This window comes from Dokdonia sp. Asnod3-C12 (assembly GCF_045063975.1).
GTDB lineage: Bacteria > Bacteroidota > Bacteroidia > Flavobacteriales > Flavobacteriaceae > Dokdonia.
In genome coordinates this window covers 1,998,796-2,016,651 of record NZ_JBEFNY010000003.1, presented here as the reverse complement: position 1 = coordinate 2,016,651, position 17,856 = coordinate 1,998,796, and the positions used below count along the sequence as shown (strand labels likewise).

General features: G+C 37.1%; 16 protein-coding genes. 7 read left to right on the top strand and 9 right to left on the bottom strand.

The genetic code is table 11. From position 1 onward, the window contains the following. Nucleotides 1–54 precede the first annotated feature (54 nt). Nucleotides 55–894 (bottom strand): GLPGLI family protein, encoded by an 840-nt coding sequence (locus tag ACJJVW_RS09160; protein ID WP_405251404.1) that lies wholly within the window; start codon nt 892–894, stop codon nt 55–57. A 134-nt stretch (nt 895–1,028) separates the two neighbouring features. On the opposite strand from ACJJVW_RS09160, the gene ACJJVW_RS09155 reads away from it, so the two are divergent. Together ACJJVW_RS09155 and ACJJVW_RS09150 are read left to right on the top strand one after the other, a co-directional pair. Further along, complete coding sequence (locus ACJJVW_RS09155) at nt 1,029–2,690, top strand: sensor histidine kinase (RefSeq protein ID WP_405251403.1); 1,662 nt, start codon at nt 1,029–1,031, stop codon at nt 2,688–2,690. Continuing rightward, entirely contained in the window at nt 2,683–3,360 is a 678-nt protein-coding gene (locus tag ACJJVW_RS09150) for a response regulator transcription factor (protein WP_405253088.1), read from the top strand. Before ACJJVW_RS09155 ends, ACJJVW_RS09150 begins: the two co-directional genes overlap by 8 nt. Here ACJJVW_RS09150 and ACJJVW_RS09145 read toward each other — a convergent pair. Then, complete coding sequence (locus ACJJVW_RS09145; protein WP_405251402.1) at nt 3,357–3,746, bottom strand: group III truncated hemoglobin; 390 nt, start codon at nt 3,744–3,746, stop codon at nt 3,357–3,359. The genes ACJJVW_RS09150 and ACJJVW_RS09145 overlap by 4 nt on opposite strands. 50 nt (nt 3,747–3,796) lie before the next feature. On the opposite strand from ACJJVW_RS09145, the gene ACJJVW_RS09140 reads away from it, so the two are divergent. The 3 genes from ACJJVW_RS09140 (at nt 3,797) to ACJJVW_RS09130 (ending at nt 5,852) form a co-directional block, all read left to right on the top strand. Then, on the top strand, nt 3,797–4,585 hold the full coding sequence (locus tag ACJJVW_RS09140; protein ID WP_405251401.1) for a hypothetical protein: 789 nt from the start codon (nt 3,797–3,799) through the stop codon (nt 4,583–4,585). Nucleotide 4,586: 1 nt separating this feature from the next. Next, complete coding sequence (locus ACJJVW_RS09135; RefSeq protein WP_339849193.1) at nt 4,587–5,201, top strand: deoxynucleoside kinase; 615 nt, start codon at nt 4,587–4,589, stop codon at nt 5,199–5,201. 132 nt (nt 5,202–5,333) lie between these two features. Then, nucleotides 5,334–5,852, top strand: a complete 519-nt coding sequence (locus tag ACJJVW_RS09130) for a hypothetical protein (protein WP_035334657.1) — start codon at nt 5,334–5,336, stop codon at nt 5,850–5,852. A gap of 65 nt (nt 5,853–5,917) precedes the next feature. Here ACJJVW_RS09130 and ACJJVW_RS09125 read toward each other — a convergent pair whose 3' ends face one another. The 6 genes from ACJJVW_RS09125 to ACJJVW_RS09100 all read right to left on the bottom strand — a co-directional run bounded on the left by ACJJVW_RS09125 (nt 5,918) and on the right by ACJJVW_RS09100 (nt 14,810). Then, nucleotides 5,918–6,925: an App1 family protein gene (locus ACJJVW_RS09125; protein WP_405251400.1), complete on the bottom strand. Its 1,008-nt coding sequence runs from the start codon at nt 6,923–6,925 to the stop codon at nt 5,918–5,920. A 148-nt stretch (nt 6,926–7,073) separates the two neighbouring features. Then, nucleotides 7,074–7,601 (bottom strand): peroxiredoxin-like family protein, encoded by a 528-nt coding sequence (locus ACJJVW_RS09120; RefSeq protein WP_298330255.1) that lies wholly within the window; start codon nt 7,599–7,601, stop codon nt 7,074–7,076. Between the two features lie 166 nt (nt 7,602–7,767). Next, nucleotides 7,768–10,194: a sodium-translocating pyrophosphatase gene (locus ACJJVW_RS09115; protein ID WP_405251399.1), complete on the bottom strand. Its 2,427-nt coding sequence runs from the start codon at nt 10,192–10,194 to the stop codon at nt 7,768–7,770. Between the two features lie 141 nt (nt 10,195–10,335). Continuing rightward, entirely contained in the window at nt 10,336–10,863 is a 528-nt protein-coding gene (locus ACJJVW_RS09110) for an inorganic diphosphatase (protein WP_298330261.1), read from the bottom strand. Nucleotides 10,864–11,115: 252 nt separating this feature from the next. Continuing rightward, nucleotides 11,116–13,659, bottom strand: a complete 2,544-nt coding sequence (locus ACJJVW_RS09105; RefSeq protein ID WP_405251398.1) for a DUF5686 family protein — start codon at nt 13,657–13,659, stop codon at nt 11,116–11,118. Between the two features lie 173 nt (nt 13,660–13,832). Continuing rightward, nucleotides 13,833–14,810: a pyruvate dehydrogenase complex E1 component subunit beta gene (locus ACJJVW_RS09100; protein WP_339849177.1), complete on the bottom strand. Its 978-nt coding sequence runs from the start codon at nt 14,808–14,810 to the stop codon at nt 13,833–13,835. A gap of 251 nt (nt 14,811–15,061) precedes the next feature. Here ACJJVW_RS09100 and ACJJVW_RS09095 point away from each other — a divergent pair, with 251 nt between their 5' ends. Beyond that, complete coding sequence (locus ACJJVW_RS09095; protein ID WP_339849175.1) at nt 15,062–15,802, top strand: electron transfer flavoprotein subunit beta/FixA family protein; 741 nt, start codon at nt 15,062–15,064, stop codon at nt 15,800–15,802. A gap of 84 nt (nt 15,803–15,886) precedes the next feature. Continuing rightward, on the top strand, nt 15,887–16,849 hold the full coding sequence (locus tag ACJJVW_RS09090) for an electron transfer flavoprotein subunit alpha/FixB family protein (RefSeq protein ID WP_405251397.1): 963 nt from the start codon (nt 15,887–15,889) through the stop codon (nt 16,847–16,849). A 78-nt stretch (nt 16,850–16,927) separates the two neighbouring features. Here the strand turns inward: ACJJVW_RS09090 and ACJJVW_RS09085 are convergent, their stop codons facing one another. Continuing rightward, nucleotides 16,928–17,848 (bottom strand): type IX secretion system membrane protein PorP/SprF, encoded by a 921-nt coding sequence (locus tag ACJJVW_RS09085; protein WP_379952921.1) that lies wholly within the window; start codon nt 17,846–17,848, stop codon nt 16,928–16,930. Nucleotides 17,849–17,856: the final 8 nt, after the last annotated feature.

Below are 17,856 nucleotides of genomic sequence, written 5' to 3'. Positions count from 1 at the left end.
TAAAGTACCGCATAGTTTGACGGGTATTCAAATTTTAAGAAAATTTTAAGAACTCTAGTTCCGTATGATCTCTGTGGTTGTAAACACACGACTTCCATTTTTCCCTCTTTTACCTCCGTGACGCTCCATCATTTCGTCCATTTTTTCTTCTTGAATCTTATTAAACTCATCTTGAGCAACCACTTTACCTTTTTCTGGTAAAGCTATTTGCACTTCCTTTTTTGGGTTCAATACTACTTTTGTACACATAAGTGAGAATTTACCATCACTCACTTCTAGTATTAAGCCTGGTAATCCCCAGTACTCATCTGGACCATGATTTACAGGTATATCTAGCGTGTACCATGCGGTGATTGTTCTCGTCTTTGTAACAGATTCTTCCTCCTCTCCGGTCTCTTCATTAAAAGATGGCTGCTCATATTCTTCTGAGATGGTAGCTTTAAAACAAGTGTATACTCCTATGTTCTTAATTTCCTTTTCTAGTATCCATTTTAGTTTAGGCAGTGAGTCGTTCACTAAAAACTCCTTCCCCATAATCTCGCTTTCCTTTATTAGTTTTTGCTCTGTTGTATTGTGATACGTTATGCCTTTGGTTCCAGAAACTGAGACTGTAATCCCATTAGTAGATGGCGCAGGAGCAGCGAGGCTTTCTTCTTGTTGGTAGGTAGATTCTGCACCCACAAAAGCAAGTGTATACTCTTGCTGAAACTGTTTTTTCATCTGAGCTTGTAGTTGCTTTTGTATTTCGGCGGTCATTCCATTGTTCTTATCATCGTCCATTTTAAAGTCAAAAGATCGTTGCGATTGATAGGTTGCTACTCCTGAGAGTTGTTGTGAGTACGCTTTCGCGAAAGCAAAAACTGTAACTAGCATGGTAATAATAAGTGATTTCATAATTGATTGCTTTTTGATTGACATGATTTATTGATGATTCAAATATCTGAAAATAAACAAGATACTAACGTTAACTACCGTTAACGAGTGTTAACCAATTTGCTTAAGAGCTCCTTATAAAGCATCTTTGAATTATGGAAGACAAGAGATACACTTATATTATATACTTTATCGTTACCGTGATTACACTGACGCTAGCAATCCAATTATATTGGAACTACAAAAACTATGAGGCTGGAAAAGTGCAGCTTGTGCGTGATGTGCAAATAGGTCTTGATCTAGCAGTAGACCAATATTATGAGGAGCTAGCTGCACAAAATACCATAGGTATTTTCTCAAAGTATGAAAAAGGTACAGGGGATTACCTCGACACAGATGGGTTTAAAGATTTTCTTAGAAAGAAAACGGATAGCAGTGTTATAAGCATTGAACATATACAGATAGAAAACAATCTGGACAGCTTAGGTTTTCTAACGATAGAAGGTGCTCATCCAGAAAAAATAGATTCTATAATACAGAGCCAGCAACAACAAGCACTCACCAAGCACTTTGAAAAAAATAATGCCAACACCTCTACGCTTGTCATCAATGGAGGCTCAAATAAAGACACATTAAAAAACAACAGTAATAGGTTGCAGCGATTCTTTGCAAAGCAACGCCTTAAAACAGATAGTATCGCTAAATATGACACACTTGCTTCTGGAGAATTGAGGTTGCGCGATAGAAAAAACGCTCTAGAAACACTTTCATCAAAAATCGTTATATCATTTAACGATGATACCATTGATATAAAAAAATTAGATACACTTGTAAAAGAGCAATTACTGACATTAGGAATAGATCGCACAGCACACAGTCTCACATATAGCCCAAAAGGAGACACCATCTCACGCCCCATTCCAGGGGTTTCCACACAACTCAGCCCAACCTATGATTTTAATGTGGTTGCAAATTCAAAATTGCTCCCTGCAGAAAGTATACTCTCTCTAGGTTTTAATGATATTACCACCATTATCTTAAAACGTAACCTAGCAGGTATATTACTTTCATTTATACTAATTGCAGCTGTAATTGCTAGCCTTCTCTACCTTCTCAAAATTATACGAGAACAAAAACAACTCGCCGAAATTAAAAATGATTTTATAAGTAATATCACGCACGAGTTTAAAACACCCATAGCCACCATAAGTGCAGCAATTGAGGGGATACAGCATTTTAACAAAGAAAACGACAAGGAAAAAACAGAAAAATACCTCGCCATGTCTACCACACAGTTAGGCAAGCTCAATACTATGGTAGAGCGCATACTAGACACCGCTACACTCGATAAGAATGATTTATCGTTACAAAAAGAGCGTTGTAACCTAGTGGAAGTGCTTGAACATCTGATTAAAAAATATAAAGAAATTGCACCTGAGATTCCTATAACACTTAAGAGTACAACGTCTTCCATATGGGCTACTGTAGATATTTTTCATCTAGAAAATGCCATAGATAATCTTGTAGATAATGCTACTAAATATGGTAAACCACCAATAGTAATAGCTATAACAAACAGCAATAACACTATCCATCTGTCAATTACAGATGCTGGCACATCACTTACTAAGGATCAGGCGGCTCAATTATTTGAGAAGTTTTACCGTGTTCCTAAGGGAAACACCCATGATGTAAAAGGTTTTGGGATAGGACTTTACTACACCAAAACTATTATTGAAAAACACGGAGGCGCTATTGAAGTTCTCACTACTCCTCAAACCTCATTTAAAATTACAATCCCAGATGGCAATGACTAAACCTTATATTTTGCTCGTAGAGGATGAGCCAGCACTTGGACTCATTGTAAAGGAAAGTCTGGAGAGTCGTGGCTTTAATGTGACACTCTGTATAGATGGTGTGCAAGCCATGAATCAATACCAAATTAAAAAACCAGACATATTAGTTCTTGATGTCATGATGCCAAAAAAAGATGGGTTTACCGTGGCAAAAGAGGTTCGTGAACAAGATGATGAGATTCCTATAATCTTCCTCACCGCAAAGTCACAAACTGCAGATGTGGTTGAGGGATTTAGTATAGGTGGTAATGATTATCTCAAAAAACCTTTCAGTGTAGAAGAACTTATTGTGAGGATTCAAAATTTACTGCAACGAAAAACATTACAGCAAAAGGCAGAAGCTATTACCATCGGTAATTATCATTTTGATTTTACAAGGCAAGAATTACGCTTTCGCGAAGGCGTACAAAAGTTAACCCACAGGGAGGCTCATTTACTATTTCATCTTCATAAAAATCGTAATGCCGTTCTAGACCGATCACTAATTCTTAAAAAATTATGGGGTGATGATGACTTCTTTTCTGCGAGAAGTATGGACGTCTTTATATCAAAACTTAGAAAAAAGCTGAAAGAGGACAGTACTATAGAAATCGTAAACGTAAGAGGATTTGGCTATAAGCTCATCTGCTAATGTGAAGGCTTTGCTTGAAACATATTTACTAGAAAGAAAGTTCCAATCTTACGTGCTCTAAACTTTGCCATCTCTGCAAGTTCGCCTTCATATAACTCATCTACCGTTTGTACCCAATGATTGAGCCACACACCAAAGTGTTGCTCATTTATAGTGTAGTCTTCATCTCTATCTACACGTTTGTGCGTTTGTAAAGGTCTTCCCGTAAAGATCTTTTTAAAGAACAAATTGCCTTCCCAAAAGTCTGTGAGATGCTCAAAGTGATGTGGCCAGTCTGTAATCTGTTTATTAAAAATAGGCCCCAAATAAACATCACCACGTATGCGACCATAAAAAGTGGTTACAAGTGTATATACATCTTCTCTATTTTCAATCTCTTTTTTCACCTTACAAAGGTATTAACTATAACGGCTAGATTTTTGTACTTTGCTCATTAATGCACAAACTGATTTACATATTACTATTGCTTGCCACCATCACGGTAACTAGCCAAAATTACACTTTAGAAAAGGTTAATGAGGTGACACTCGAGGCAGATACTTTTATAGGAGTTGATACTTTTAATACTTTGTATCATATTAAAGATGATGTTTTATATAAAGACGATATTAATGACGGTTATCAATTCACTGCACTACAGCTAGGTGCCATCACTTCGGTTGATATTCTTAATCCTCTTAAAATAAGTGTGTTTTATGAAGCTACAAATACCGCAGTAATACTAGACAATACATTGAGTGAGATTACCCGCATTAATTTTTCTGCCATAGATGATTTTAGAAACATAAGTCATGTTGCGACAAATGGTGATAGACGTTTATGGGTATTTAATACAGACCTACAACAACTTGAGATTTTTGACTGGAATACAGATCAAATAACCACACAATTCCCACCTATGCCAGTCAATGCTACGACACTATCAACTAATTTTAATTTTGCGTGGGTAGTAAATGAAATAGGGTTGTTTCATTACAATAACTACGGTAGCTTTTTAAGTAAAACAGCCTTACAAGATATCACGCTCATTTCTCAAAGCAAAGGCGCTGTTATCTTGCTATCACAGGGCAAATTACACTACAAACCAAAAGAATCCAACGATTTTATTGCATTAAATACTCCAGATTTTACCATCAAACAACTTTCGTTGAATGGCGAAATCCTGTATCTTTACACCGGTCAAAAGTTAGCTGCTTTCCGACTAAAACTTCCTAAAAAACCTTAACATGCACATTGCAATTGCCGGTAACATCGGAGCAGGTAAAACTACCTTAACTAAACTTTTATCTAAACACTTTAACTGGACTCCACAATATGAAGATGTTGTAGATAATCCATATCTAGATGATTTTTATAATGAGATGGAACGCTGGTCTTTCAATCTTCAGATTTACTTTTTAAACAGTCGTTTTAGACAACTACTAGATATAAAAGATAGCGACAAAACGATTATTCAAGATCGTACTATTTATGAAGATGCATTCATCTTTGCTCCTAACCTTCATGCGATGGGTCTTCTTACTAATCGTGATTACAATAACTACAAGTCTCTTTTTGACTTGATGGAAAGTGTAGTAGATGCACCAGACTTGATGATTTATTTACGTAGCTCTATTCCTAACCTAGTATCACAAATACATAAGAGAGGGAGAGATTATGAAAATTCTATCTCTATCGACTATTTAAGTCGACTTAATGAGCGTTATGAAGCTTGGATACATGGTTATAAAAAAGGAAAGCTTCTCATTATCGATGTAGATGATATTAACTTTGTAGATAATCCAGAAGACTTAGGGGATATTATTAATAGAATAGATGCTGAGTTAAACGGTCTTTTCTAGAGTTAAAACAACATTACTACTTACTTAATTTCAGCTATTTACACATAGAAATGTATTTCTTTACATCTGTAAAAAGCTTTTCTAATTGAATAAAATACTCTAGTTTTGCGCCTTGAAAAACTAACAAATATTATGAAAAATCTTAAATTTATTTTAGTCCTTGCTATTTCTGTAATGGCTATTTCTTGTGGTAATGATGATGACGGTACACCAGCAGGACCTACGCTTACTCCAGCACTTCTTGAAGGAACATATAACTTCACATTTTTTGAAAGTGAGGAGGTAATAGAACAGCAAGTAACAGGAGGGACGGCTACGACAACTATCACTGAGGTAGGTGACACCTTTGGATCATCAAACATCGTTTTTAACGCAAACGGAACTTACACTACTAGCTTCCAATACCGTTTAACAACAACTACTCAATTAGAAAACAACGACCCAGTAGAAGAAACTGAAATTATTGTCGATTCTGATACAGGTAGTTATACTGTAAACGATACAGATCAAACAATAACTTTTGACGGTGGTAACACAGGAGATGTGACTTTATTTAACAATAGCCAATTGAGAATAGAATTTATGGATGTAGACGTAAGTACAGATAGAACATCTACAACAAATCAAGAATTTCGTTTTGAAAGACAGTAGTCACAAAGCAACTTAATAATACACAAAAACGGCTACTTGATTCAAGTAGCCGTTTTTTTATGCTTTTACGATATAAGTCCTATTGATCTTGCGTGCTCCTCTGCAAAGGAGCTTTTTTCTACTAGTACAGCAGGAGTAGTCTCATACTGACTCAAAACACTTTTTACTCTAAGCACCTTTTTCTTGTGCTTTACACTACGTAAATACACAGCTATTATTTGCTCTGGGTATTCCTTAGCCACTTCTAGATAAATATCTACATCATGCTCTCCACTATCACCTATAAGTACAAACTTAAGCTTAGGATAAGCATTTAGTATATTTCTAATCTCATGCTGCTTATGAGGTTTTTCTGGTTTTGGTGTTTTTTCAAAAGGACCGCGTAAATCTCTCAATAATATAGGCCCTTTAGGAAACTTTTGATTCCTTACAAAAGACTCGAGGTAACTATATAAATTCCATGGACTGTTACTCACGTAAAACATAGGATTTGCATCTTGTCCAGACTTCCCTCCGTGTAATTTTCTATAGAGTTGTGGCGCTCCCTCCAGCGAAGTGCGCTTCCCCACATTTTTAAAGAATGTATTTATAATCACTCTCCACTTAAGCAATGAGGCGACACCGGTGTGTAAAATGGTATCATCTATATCACTTATCACCCCATAAGAAGCTGTCTCTGCTGGAATGAGCATCTCAATAGGAAATCTATTTTCTCCTAACACGGTAATTCCCTTTTGCACATCGTCAAAACTAATCACCATTTGTAGCCAACCTTCATCATTTGCCAGTGCCCCTAGTCCATCAACCTTTTCATCAATTTTAAAATATCCTTCGGCATCTGTCGTGGTGTAAAATGATCTATTATCTGGCAGTGTTACCTTTAATTTTGTGTGTCTTAACTCATCACTAGCAAATTGCTTGTACGCATTTTTTAGTGCAGAAAGAAAGCTGGTTTTCTTGAGATCTACTCCCTCGTGCTCGAGGGCTCTGCCTATTAAATATAAATGATTTGATGATCCGTACGACTGGTAGCCATCTATTTGTATAGGATCAGACTTTGATGAAAAAAACATAGTTTGGTGGTTTTTATTAAAATTACGCTTTCGTACTTCGACAGGCTCAGTATAAACTTCAGCACACTGAAAGCGTAAATTAAACAGCTCATAAAAAAGGCGTACGCATAAGATGGTACGCCTTTTATAAAATGTGGCTTAGTATGTACTATAGTGATGTAATATCTTTTACCTCTCCTCTTGCAGGATAATCCTTTTTCATAATAAAATCAATTCCTCCTAAAAGATCGTCAAACTGTGGTCTTGCAAACGGCATAGATTGCACTGATGAGAAGAAAAGTGTACCATCTGGCTTTATTAAAAACAGTCCAGGCTCTGTAAAGTAGTCTGGCTCCTTATCTGAAATTGCTTTAGAAATATACAGCCCGTACTCTCTAGCTTTTTCTAATGATAAGTTATAACCAATAGGAAGTGATGGAACGTCCCAATCTTCTCCTGCTATTTTTGCACGCTTTTCTGTATCTCCACTTATCGCAACTACATTAATTCCTCGCTCTGTAAATTTATCTAGTTGTGACGCTAGATCCTCAAGCTGTGCTTTACATACAGGGCAATGCAAGCCTCTATAAAAAATAATGAGCGTAAAATTTTCTGAATTTTGCTCACTCAATTTCCAATTAGTATCATTTATTAAAGGCACTTCTAGCGAAGGCACTTTAGTTTTAGGTAGTATCATAATCTTGTTTTTTATAAAAATACCCGAGATGAAGGTTAAAGTATATTAATATGACAATAAAGGTTTGTTAAGAAATCACATTACACACACCATTATACCTCCATACCAATTAGTTATAAAAAAAGCGAGCCTAATTGGCTCGCTTTAGTTTTGAATTACTTGAATGTTAGTTTATTATTTCCTTTTCATAATCATCCATTTGCTGTTTAACCTGAGCTTCTGTACCCATAAATTCCTTTTTGGTCGTACTCACCTCCCCATTATCATCCGTAATAATGGTGACCGTTCCTACAAATTGTCCATTTTGTTCTGCCATGGAGAAGCGAACTTCTTTTTTTACTTCCCTAGATTCTTTTATCCGACCATCTTGAGTAATCTCAATAACGGCACCATCCGGAGCAGTGATTGCGAGTCCTTCGTCACCATGACTACCTAATATGGGAGCAATCACTAAACCTATTAAACATGTAAGTTTTATTAATATATTCATAGAAGGTCCAGATGTATCTTTGAAAGGATCTCCTACCGTATCACCAGTTACCGCAGCCTTATGTGCATCTGAGCCTTTAAAAGTTATCTCACCATTTATTTCTACTCCTGCTTCAAATGATTTTTTTGCGTTATCCCATGCGCCTCCAGCATTGTTTTGGAATATTGCCCATAACACGCCACTTACGGTTACTCCCGCCATATATCCTCCTAGCATCTCTGCAATCGCTTTATGCTCCATCCCAAATAACATAGGTAAAAAAGCTATTACTAATGGAAAACCTATAGTAAGTACTCCAGGAAGCATCATTTCCTTGAGTGACGCTTTTGTAGAAATAGCCACACATTTATCATACTCAGGTTTTCCAGTACCTTCCATGATACCCGGAATCTCTCTAAACTGTCTGCGTACTTCCTCCACCATTTCCATGGCTGCTTTACCCACCGCATTCATGGCAAGGGCAGAGAATACTACGGGTACCATACCACCCACAAATAACATTGCAAGAACAGGTGCTTTAAAAATATTAATACCATCTATATCTGTAAAAGTTACATAGGCCGCAAAAAGCGCTAGTGAAGTTAATGCTGCAGATGCTATTGCAAACCCTTTACCTGTAGCCGCCGTTGTATTACCCACAGAATCTAAAACATCTGTTCGCTCACGTACAATAGGCTCTTGCTCACTCATCTCTGCAATCCCTCCGGCGTTATCAGATATAGGTCCAAAGGCATCTATTGCTAGTTGCATTGCCGTCGTTGCCATCATGGCAGAAGCTGCTAGTGCTACTCCATAAAATCCTGCAAATGCATATGACGCCCAGATGGCAGCTGCAAATAGCAGTACGGAAGGAAACGTAGAAATCATTCCTGTTGCAAGACCTGCAATGATATTTGTACCTGCCCCAGTGCTTGATTGTTGCACTATCTTAAGGATAGGTGACTTACCTAACCCTGTGTAATACTCCGTCACAGATGATATCACCGCTCCTACAACTAATCCTACGATTGTTGCATAAAAGACACGCATAGATGAGATCTCTTGAATTCCTTCTCCAAAAAATTCCATTTGCATAGTTTCAGGTAGCATCCACTTACAAAGTGCAAAACACGCAATAGCAACGAGCACTATAGAAGTCCAGTTACCTATGTTGAGCGCACCCATGACCTCAGACTCCTTTGCATCGTTACTTTTAATTTTCACCAGCATGGTACCTATAATAGAAATGATGATTCCTACACCTGCAATTGCCATAGGTAATAAAATAGGACCTATTCCTCCGAAGGCATCTGTAATGCTTCCGCCCATATCTTTTATCACATAATTACCAAGAACCATTGCCGCAAGCACTGTAGCAACATAAGAACCAAATAAATCTGCTCCCATACCGGCAACATCTCCTACGTTATCTCCCACATTATCTGCTATAGTCGCTGGATTACGTGGGTCATCTTCTGGTATACCTGCTTCGACTTTACCTACAAGATCTGCACCTACATCTGCCGCTTTGGTATAAATACCTCCACCTACACGCGCAAATAAAGCGATAGACTCAGCTCCCAGTGAGAAGCCTGCTAACGTTTCAAGAACTACCGTCATATCTGTCGTGTTAGTCCACACGCCACCCATGAAGAAGTGAAAGAAAAAGATAAAGAAAGCCGTAAGACCCAATACTGCCAATCCTGCAACTCCTAGTCCCATCACAGTACCTCCACCAAAGGAGATTTTAAGTGCATTAGGTAAACTAGTTCTTGCAGCCTGCGTAGTACGCACGTTTGTTTTTGTGGCTATTTTCATCCCTATATTTCCTGCAAAAGCAGAAAAAACAGCACCACATATAAATGCGATTACAATGAGCCAGTGTGTAGTGGGAACTACAAATGATACAATTGCAAGTAAGACACTTACAATAATTACAAAAATGGTGAGGAGCTTGTATTCTGCATTAAGAAAGGCAAGCGCACCTTCGTAGATGTGATCAGAAATCTCTTTCATCTTACCGTCTCCGGCGTCTTGTTTCATTACCCAAGATTTTTTTACGAGCATGTAGATCAACCCGAGTAATGCTAGTGCGATAGGCACATAAATCATTATTGATTCCATATATTATTAGGTGTTTTTACAAGGGATTCTTAAATAAATCCTTAAAATATTTAACAACTACTAATGTAGGAAATAAGATAGAACAAAAAAAGCAGCCTTTAGGCTGCTTTTTTTGACTAATTCTTTATTATGAAAAAGTATCTATTTGATAGTAACTTCTTCTACAGGAACATCAGATTCTTCGTAACGTTCGATACATTTTTGAATAATTGCTTTCGCTTCATGAACATCTCCCCATCCACCTACGTCTACTTTCTTATCTTCAAGATCTTTATATACTTGAAAGAAGTGCTCAATCTCTTTTATTAAGTGTGGGTTACAGTCAGAAAGATCTGTAAGCTTACTAGCAGAAGGATCACTTACTGGGACACAGATTACTTTTTCATCTGGTCCTTTTTCATCTGCCATGTGGAATACTCCGATAGGCTTTACTTCAATCACACAACCTGGAAAAGTAGGCTCTGTAACTAATACTAATACATCAAGAGGATCACCATCTAGCGCAAGAGTTTCTGGAATAAAACCATAATCTGCTGGGTACATCATGGAAGAGAAAATCATACGATCGTAACGCATTCTCTTTAATTTAAAATCGTACTCATACTTGTTACGGCTTCCCTTAGGAATCTCTACTAATACGTCAAATGTTGTTACTTTATCTGCTGTCATAATATATTATATTTCAAATCTCTCGTATTTAAATACATGAGAAATGTGTCAATTAGTTCACAATTTCCTAAGCTTACACTTTATTAAACAACTGCATAACAACCATTTACTTTAAAACATATTTCTTAAGGCGTGCAAAAATACGCTGAAATAGCGATTTAGCCAAATTATGATGCGTTAAGATTAGGTTATGGCTTCAAAAAAGACATGCTTTTAAAAATGCTAACAAGCTATCCCACAAGAAGTATCCCGTTAAAAATAAAACCCAAAACTCCCTGTCACTCCTATCTTCCTCGCATCTGGAACAGAATTATAATTTCCTCTAAAGTTAAGGTCAATACGGAACACCTTAAAAATGTTACCCACTCCTACACTATACTCATAATATGGCTCTACAGATGGAGCTACCATGCTCGGAGTTATTGCTGTAATAGGTTGTCCTTCTTCAAATAGTAAACTCTCAAACGCTGGACGGTTTAAGTCTATATTCCCTTGAGAGATATTTCCTATCACACCACGCACGCTTACAATCTCACGTAGATTCAAATTTTTAAGCAATGGAATACGATTAAAAATACGCCCTCCAAAGTTATGTTCTAGCTGTAATGAGGCATACTCATCTGTTGTAAACTCATAAAAATTAAGCTGGCTAAAGGTATTGAAGATTGAAAACAGCGACTGGTTACCCGGTACTGGACTTAATAACGCTAACGGCACCTCATCAAATGTTTTACCTATTTCTGTCGATGCTGTTAAAGTACCTAGACCCCCTATACGTATTGCCTTTCTTGCAGAAAACTGTACTTTATCATAAGCAAAGTCGCTATCAAGTGTCCCTTCTAGTCCACGTGTATAGCTCGCATAAAAACTAGGGAACCACTCATTAGTCACCCTACGCTCTACTCCAAATCCTGAAGTTTTCTTTCCTGGCTCCCAGATAGTGGTAAGGACCACTTCTGCTTGTTTCAACTCTCCTGTAGTGGTAGTTTGCGTGTTATCTGTAAAATAATCTAGGCTAAAGGTTTCTGAAGCCGACTCTAAAGTTCTCACAGAAAAGTCTGCTCTTACTTGGAGGTTACGCACGATCTCTACTTCTGCTGCAATATTTGCTAGCTTGATTGAGGTAAGCTTATCATTTGTCGCAGTATTTACTAGTGAAGATGATGCAAGATTTCTCCCTAACACATCTCGAGACGTAGTAAGACTCGCTCCTATTTGCTCCACATCTTGTCTATATCCACCAGAGACAATAAACCTACTTTTCTTGTCTAGTAGCCATTTTCCTGAGATTCCAAATTTTCCTTTTTTGTCCTTAAATCCGTAGGCTAGAAATCCTTCTAATCTCCATGGATCATTCTGTGAGAAATAAGTTCTGCCTCCCGTGCGCACACGTAATCCCTCTACCTCATTAAATCCAAAGGTTGAGAATATAGGACCGTAATCAAAGTTTAAACTTGGGATTTCATAGTATCCAGATGCAAGAATAGAACCTAGGTTGTAAAGATTTTTAAATTTCTTTACCGTTTTTAAGGTGTCAAGCATCTTATAAACTCCTAGCTCATCTTTACTAAGTGCCTCTTTTCTATTTTCTTGCCAGAACTCATCACTACGATTAAAAACATCTTTATCATAGTTATACACCTGTCTGTCGTAAAAGTCCTTTTCTAGCTTGTTGTCAAAGCTGTGATTATCATATAACGTAGTACGCTTACCGTACATACCTCTGGACTCCTCTTTTTCGCGCAAAGCGAAATCAGATAAAAAGTAATCTCTTGAAAGTAAGAAGGTGCTATCATTTACGATATCAAATTCTTGCTCCATGTAAATCTCTTTTACCCAGTTTACATTTGCACTTTTAGAAAGCTGCATATTGATTTCCTTAATAGCCCATGTAGAGTCATTAACCCAGAAATCTCCTTTAAAGGTCAGTTCGTTTTTACGTCTAGGGTAGTAGATAATGTTATAACACCACTTATTATTGATGTAAGCACTATCTGCAAGTACATAGTTATAGGTTTGGATACCTGTACGAGAAATTGGACTTGTAAAACTCTTGTCAAAAAACTGTAGGTAGTTATCATAGATATCATAATCACTGTATAAACTTTTTACAAAACCTATGATAGTTTGATTCTCACTAAAACCACTATTCTTGTTCCCCTCTAGAATCTCCTTTTCCTTATTAATCTCATTATCCCCATATACTTTTGAAAATGCTTCGTTTACAAAAATAGGTAGGTAAGTTTTTCCAGTAATACGGCTTGTGTCTGTCTGCTCGAAGATAAACTCCATCCCTCTAAAGATGCGGCTATTGATAAGCGAGCTATCAATAGTGTTAAGATCAAACTCTAGCTTTTCATACTTATCATAAGCATACTGCTTGTACTGTCTCAATCCGTTCTGACGCTTGTTTGCCCATATTTTACGTAGTATATCTACCGCTGGGTTATTTTTCTTATCTGTTTTTCCTGTAAATATGACTACCTCGTCTAGTGCTCCTGCCTCCTCTTCTAGCGTTACTTTCATCTCATAATTCACCTTCTCACTTAGGTCAACTACCTTATTTGAAAATCCTATAAAAGAAAATCGCACTTGATCCCAGGTCTGGTCAGACTCTAGATAAAAACGTCCATCTTCATTAGTTATCGTACCCTCGTTAGACCCTACAAATATGACATTTACAAAAGGTAGACCGTTACCATCTGCGTCAAAAATCTCACCACTCACTTTGGTTTGACCAAATAAACTTGCTACACAAAACACGCTAGCAATAATGAGAAAAAAATTATATTTCATACTAAATAATCTGTGAGGATAGCCTAAAAATTGGGGACACCATCGGTTTATAATTGTGTAATATCGATTCTTTGACAGTACATCTACCACAACCTTACTCAAGGATGTAATAAATTAAAAAATCCCTTCCGGTTATGAAAGGGATTAAATCTTATTCCGCTTTCGCGAAAATATTATTTATACATCACCTTTCTAACCGCATTTACCACGTCGTCGCTGTTAGGCAACCACTCTTTAAGTAATACTGGTGAGTAAGGCGCAGGTGTATCTGCTGTATTTATACGTTGTATAGGAGCATCTAAATGATCAAAACAATGCGCTTGTACTTGATATGTAATTTCTGTTGAAACATTCCCAAAAGGCCAAGCCTCTTCAAGAATCACAAGTCTGTTTGTTTTTCTTACAGACTCAAAAATAGCTTCTTTATCTAAAGGTCTTACCGTACGTAAATCAATAATCTCACAAGAAATCCCTTCCTCTGCAAGTTGATCTGCCGCTTTGTAGGCTTCCTTAATAATCTTTCCAAAAGAAACGATAGTTACATCTTTCCCTTCACGTTTAATATCTGCAACACCTATAGGTAATACATATTCTCCATCAGGCACTTCTCCTTTATCACCATACATCTGCTCAGACTCCATGAAAATCACAGGATCGTTATCACGTATTGCTGCTTTTAAAAGTCCTTTTGCATCATAAGGATTAGATGGCACTACTACTTTAAGACCTGGCGTATTTGCAAACCAGTTTTCAAAAGCTTGAGAGTGTGTTGCTCCTAGTTGCCCTGCAGATCCTGTAGGACCACGGAAAACTATAGGACAAGGAAACTGACCACCAGACATTTGTCTGATTTTGGCAGCGTTGTTTATAATTTGATCAATACCTACTAATGAGAAGTTGAAGGTCATGTACTCAATAATAGGTCGTAATCCTGTCATTGTGCTACCTACACCTATTCCTCCAAAACCAAGCTCTGCAATAGGAGTATCAATAACTCTATCTGCTCCAAACTCGTCTAGCATTCCTTTTGAGGCTTTATAAGCTCCATTATATTCTGCTACCTCTTCACCCATTAAATAAACAGATTCATCACGGCGCATTTCTTCGCTCATTGCCTCACAAATGGCTTCTCTAAACTGGATTGTTCTCATAGTATATAAACCGCTCTGGCGGAAATTTAATCAAGGCTTCTCCTAACACTGAAAATTACCTTATTAATATTGTCTTCTTTTAACAATCACAAAAATAAGCAATTCCAAAACCTCAATAAATTACATTTTTGTAAAATTTTACTATGCACGCACAGTAAATTATACTTTTTTATGTTATTTTTGTTACGAAAACGAAATAGTTTAGGATTACGCTTTCGCGAAAGCGTACCTTTATATAAAATATAAATTCTATGAAAATATTAGTGTGCATCAGTCACGTACCTGATACGACATCAAAAATTAACTTCACAGACGGAGATACAAAATTTGATACTAACGGTGTTCAATTTGTAATCAACCCAAACGATGAGTTTGGATTGACACGTGCTATGTGGTTTAAAGAAAAACAAGGAGCCTCTGTAGACGTGATTAACGTAGGAGGACCAGAAACAGAACCTACATTGCGTAAAGCACTTGCAATAGGAGCAGATACTGCAATCCGTGTGAATGTGGAAGCAAAAGATGGTTTTCAAGTAGCAAAGGAACTTGCAAAAGTTGTTCAAGATGGAGGGTATGACCTAGTAATTGCAGGTCGTGAATCTATTGATTACAACGGCGGTATGGTACCTGGAATGCTTGCTGGACTTACAGGAGCAAACTTTGTAAATACATGTATCTCACTAGATGTAGACGGGACAACTGCTACTGCTACTAGAGAAATAGATGGCGGAAAAGAAACTGTAAAGACTTCGCTTCCTCTTGTAATAGGAGGTCAAAAAGGTCTTGTAGAAGAAAGCGACCTACGTATTCCTAACATGAGAGGAATCATGATGGCACGTAAAAAGCCTTTAAACGTAGTAGAACCTTCTGGCGCTGAAACCGAAACAAATGCTGTTTCTTTTGAAAAGCCTGCACCTAAAGGAGCTGTTAAACTTGTAGAAACAGTAGACGAGTTAATCGACCTGTTACACAACGAAGCAAAAGCTATCTAATTTACGTAGGTAACTTTTTAATCTAATAATAATAATACCGAATAGTTGAACCACGTGTTCGCCTCTTTGGAAATTCTTATAAATATGTCAGTTTTAGTATATACAGAATCAGAAAACGGAGTGTTTAAGAAAGCTTCTTTAGAAGTTGCTTCTTATGCAAAAGGAATTGCAGATATGATGGGAACATCTGTAACTGCAGTTGCCGTAAATGGTGGAGATACTGCACCATTAGGAACTTACGGAGTAGATAAAGTTCTTAACATAAAAGACGCGAAGCTAGATGCATTTAATGCTGCAGCTTACGCAAAAGGAATCGCAGCCGCTGCAAAGGCAGAAGGTGCTCAAGTAGTAGTACTTACACAGAGTGCAAATGCTAAGTATCTTGCACCTCTTCTAGCGGTAGCGCTAGAGGCAGGATATGCATCAAATGTAGTATCACTCCCAGAAAGTGCTTCTCCATTTACAGTAAAGCGTACAGCTTTTACAAACAAGGCTTTTAGCCACACAGAAATAACTACAACAATAAAAATTGTAGGACTTGGGCAAAACGCTTATGGTCTTAAAGAAGCTTCTGGAGCAGCAGCAACAGAAGACTTTTCTCCAGAGCTTGGAGATTTTGGTGTAGAAGTACAGTCTGTAGATAAAGCAACAGATAAAGTATCTATTGCAGATGCAGAGGTTGTAGTATCGGCAGGTCGTGGTCTTAAAGGACCAGAAAACTGGGGAATGATAGAAGAAATGGCAGATATTCTTGGAGCAGCAACAGCTTGTTCTAAGCCTGTGTCAGATCTAGGATGGAGACCTCATGGTGAGCACGTAGGACAAACTGGTAAGCCAGTAGCGTCTAACTTGTATATCGCTATAGGTATCTCTGGAGCTATACAGCACCTTGCAGGGATTAACTCTTCTAAAGTAAAAGTAGTAATCAACAACGATCCAGAAGCTCCTTTCTTTAAGGCTGCAGATTATGGAATCGTAGGAGATGCTTTTGAAGTTGTTCCAGAACTTAATGAGAAATTAAGAGCATTTAAAGCTGCAAATTCTTAAGAAAAAATTTCCGTATTAACGAATAAAGAAAAAGCGCCTTTTATGCAAAAGGCGCTTTTTTTTATTTGATGTTTTGTCCTAATATAGATCTGCACATCTACAGTTATCTCTAAACTTTAGATTATAAGTAAGTAGTAATTCATGAGATCCAAAAGAGTAACTAGACAAGGCCGAAGTATTGTACTCATAAGCATAACCGATACTAAACTCATCTGTTATATTAAACGATCCTATAGCTCCTAATGCATCTTTATGTCTATAGGTGGCACCAAGCCAAAATCTATCCTCTAAGAGCGCATTAAGCGTCACATCTACAGATACTGGAGCACCATTTGTCATTTTAACCATAAAAGTAGGCTTTAAAGTCAACCACGGACTAACTTCGTGTACAATACCTCCATTTACAAAATAGTTTACTCTTTCTAATGAACTATAAAAAGGACTTTTATTTCTATCGTGATTTTTAAGGCGAGGTATAGCAAAACCCAAATACCATGATTCTCCATCAAGAAATACACCTGCTCCTACGTTAAAATTCCAACTATTTAATTTATCATTAAAAAAGACATCTTGAATAATTTCAGGATCACTAAGTAGATCTTGATCTATATTATAATGGCTTGTTCCTGCTTTTAAACCAAATGATAATAATGTAGTATACGAGGTTCTAATAGTATATGAAAGATCTGCATAAATGTGTGCAGAGTTTTCGTATCCCAGCTTATCATTAACGAATGAGATACCTCCTCCTAAGTTTTTTTCTGAGATAGGTGCGTGTATGGATGCAAACTGAGTAACAGGAGCACCTTTTACACCAACCCACTGACTCCTATGTAAAGCCATTATATTAATAGTCTCCTTAGTTCCTGCATAAGCAGGATTAACAACTATTGTGTTGTACATATACTGGCTAAACTGCGGAAGTTGTTGCCCATATGACTTTCCTAACCCTAAAAGGAGTAGAAAACTAATCATTATAAGCTTTAAATTGAGTTTCATTTTCTTTT

Coding starts and splice junctions, on each gene's coding strand:
- ACJJVW_RS09160 (WP_405251404.1), bottom strand. CDS start 894: ATGAAATCACTTATTATTACCATGCTAGTTACAGTTTTTGCTTTCGCG.
- ACJJVW_RS09155 (WP_405251403.1), top strand. CDS start 1,029: ATGGAAGACAAGAGATACACTTATATTATATACTTTATCGTTACCGTG.
- ACJJVW_RS09150 (WP_405253088.1), top strand. CDS start 2,683: ATGACTAAACCTTATATTTTGCTCGTAGAGGATGAGCCAGCACTTGGA.
- ACJJVW_RS09140 (WP_405251401.1), top strand. CDS start 3,797: ATGCACAAACTGATTTACATATTACTATTGCTTGCCACCATCACGGTA.
- ACJJVW_RS09135 (WP_339849193.1), top strand. CDS start 4,587: ATGCACATTGCAATTGCCGGTAACATCGGAGCAGGTAAAACTACCTTA.
- ACJJVW_RS09130 (WP_035334657.1), top strand. CDS start 5,334: ATGAAAAATCTTAAATTTATTTTAGTCCTTGCTATTTCTGTAATGGCT.
- ACJJVW_RS09125 (WP_405251400.1), bottom strand. CDS start 6,925: ATGTTTTTTTCATCAAAGTCTGATCCTATACAAATAGATGGCTACCAG.
- ACJJVW_RS09120 (WP_298330255.1), bottom strand. CDS start 7,601: ATGATACTACCTAAAACTAAAGTGCCTTCGCTAGAAGTGCCTTTAATA.
- ACJJVW_RS09115 (WP_405251399.1), bottom strand. CDS start 10,194: ATGGAATCAATAATGATTTATGTGCCTATCGCACTAGCATTACTCGGG.
- ACJJVW_RS09110 (WP_298330261.1), bottom strand. CDS start 10,863: ATGACAGCAGATAAAGTAACAACATTTGACGTATTAGTAGAGATTCCT.
- ACJJVW_RS09105 (WP_405251398.1), bottom strand. CDS start 13,659: ATGAAATATAATTTTTTTCTCATTATTGCTAGCGTGTTTTGTGTAGCA.
- ACJJVW_RS09100 (WP_339849177.1), bottom strand. CDS start 14,810: ATGAGAACAATCCAGTTTAGAGAAGCCATTTGTGAGGCAATGAGCGAA.
- ACJJVW_RS09095 (WP_339849175.1), top strand. CDS start 15,062: ATGAAAATATTAGTGTGCATCAGTCACGTACCTGATACGACATCAAAA.
- ACJJVW_RS09090 (WP_405251397.1), top strand. CDS start 15,887: ATGTCAGTTTTAGTATATACAGAATCAGAAAACGGAGTGTTTAAGAAA.
- ACJJVW_RS09085 (WP_379952921.1), bottom strand. CDS start 17,848: ATGAAACTCAATTTAAAGCTTATAATGATTAGTTTTCTACTCCTTTTA.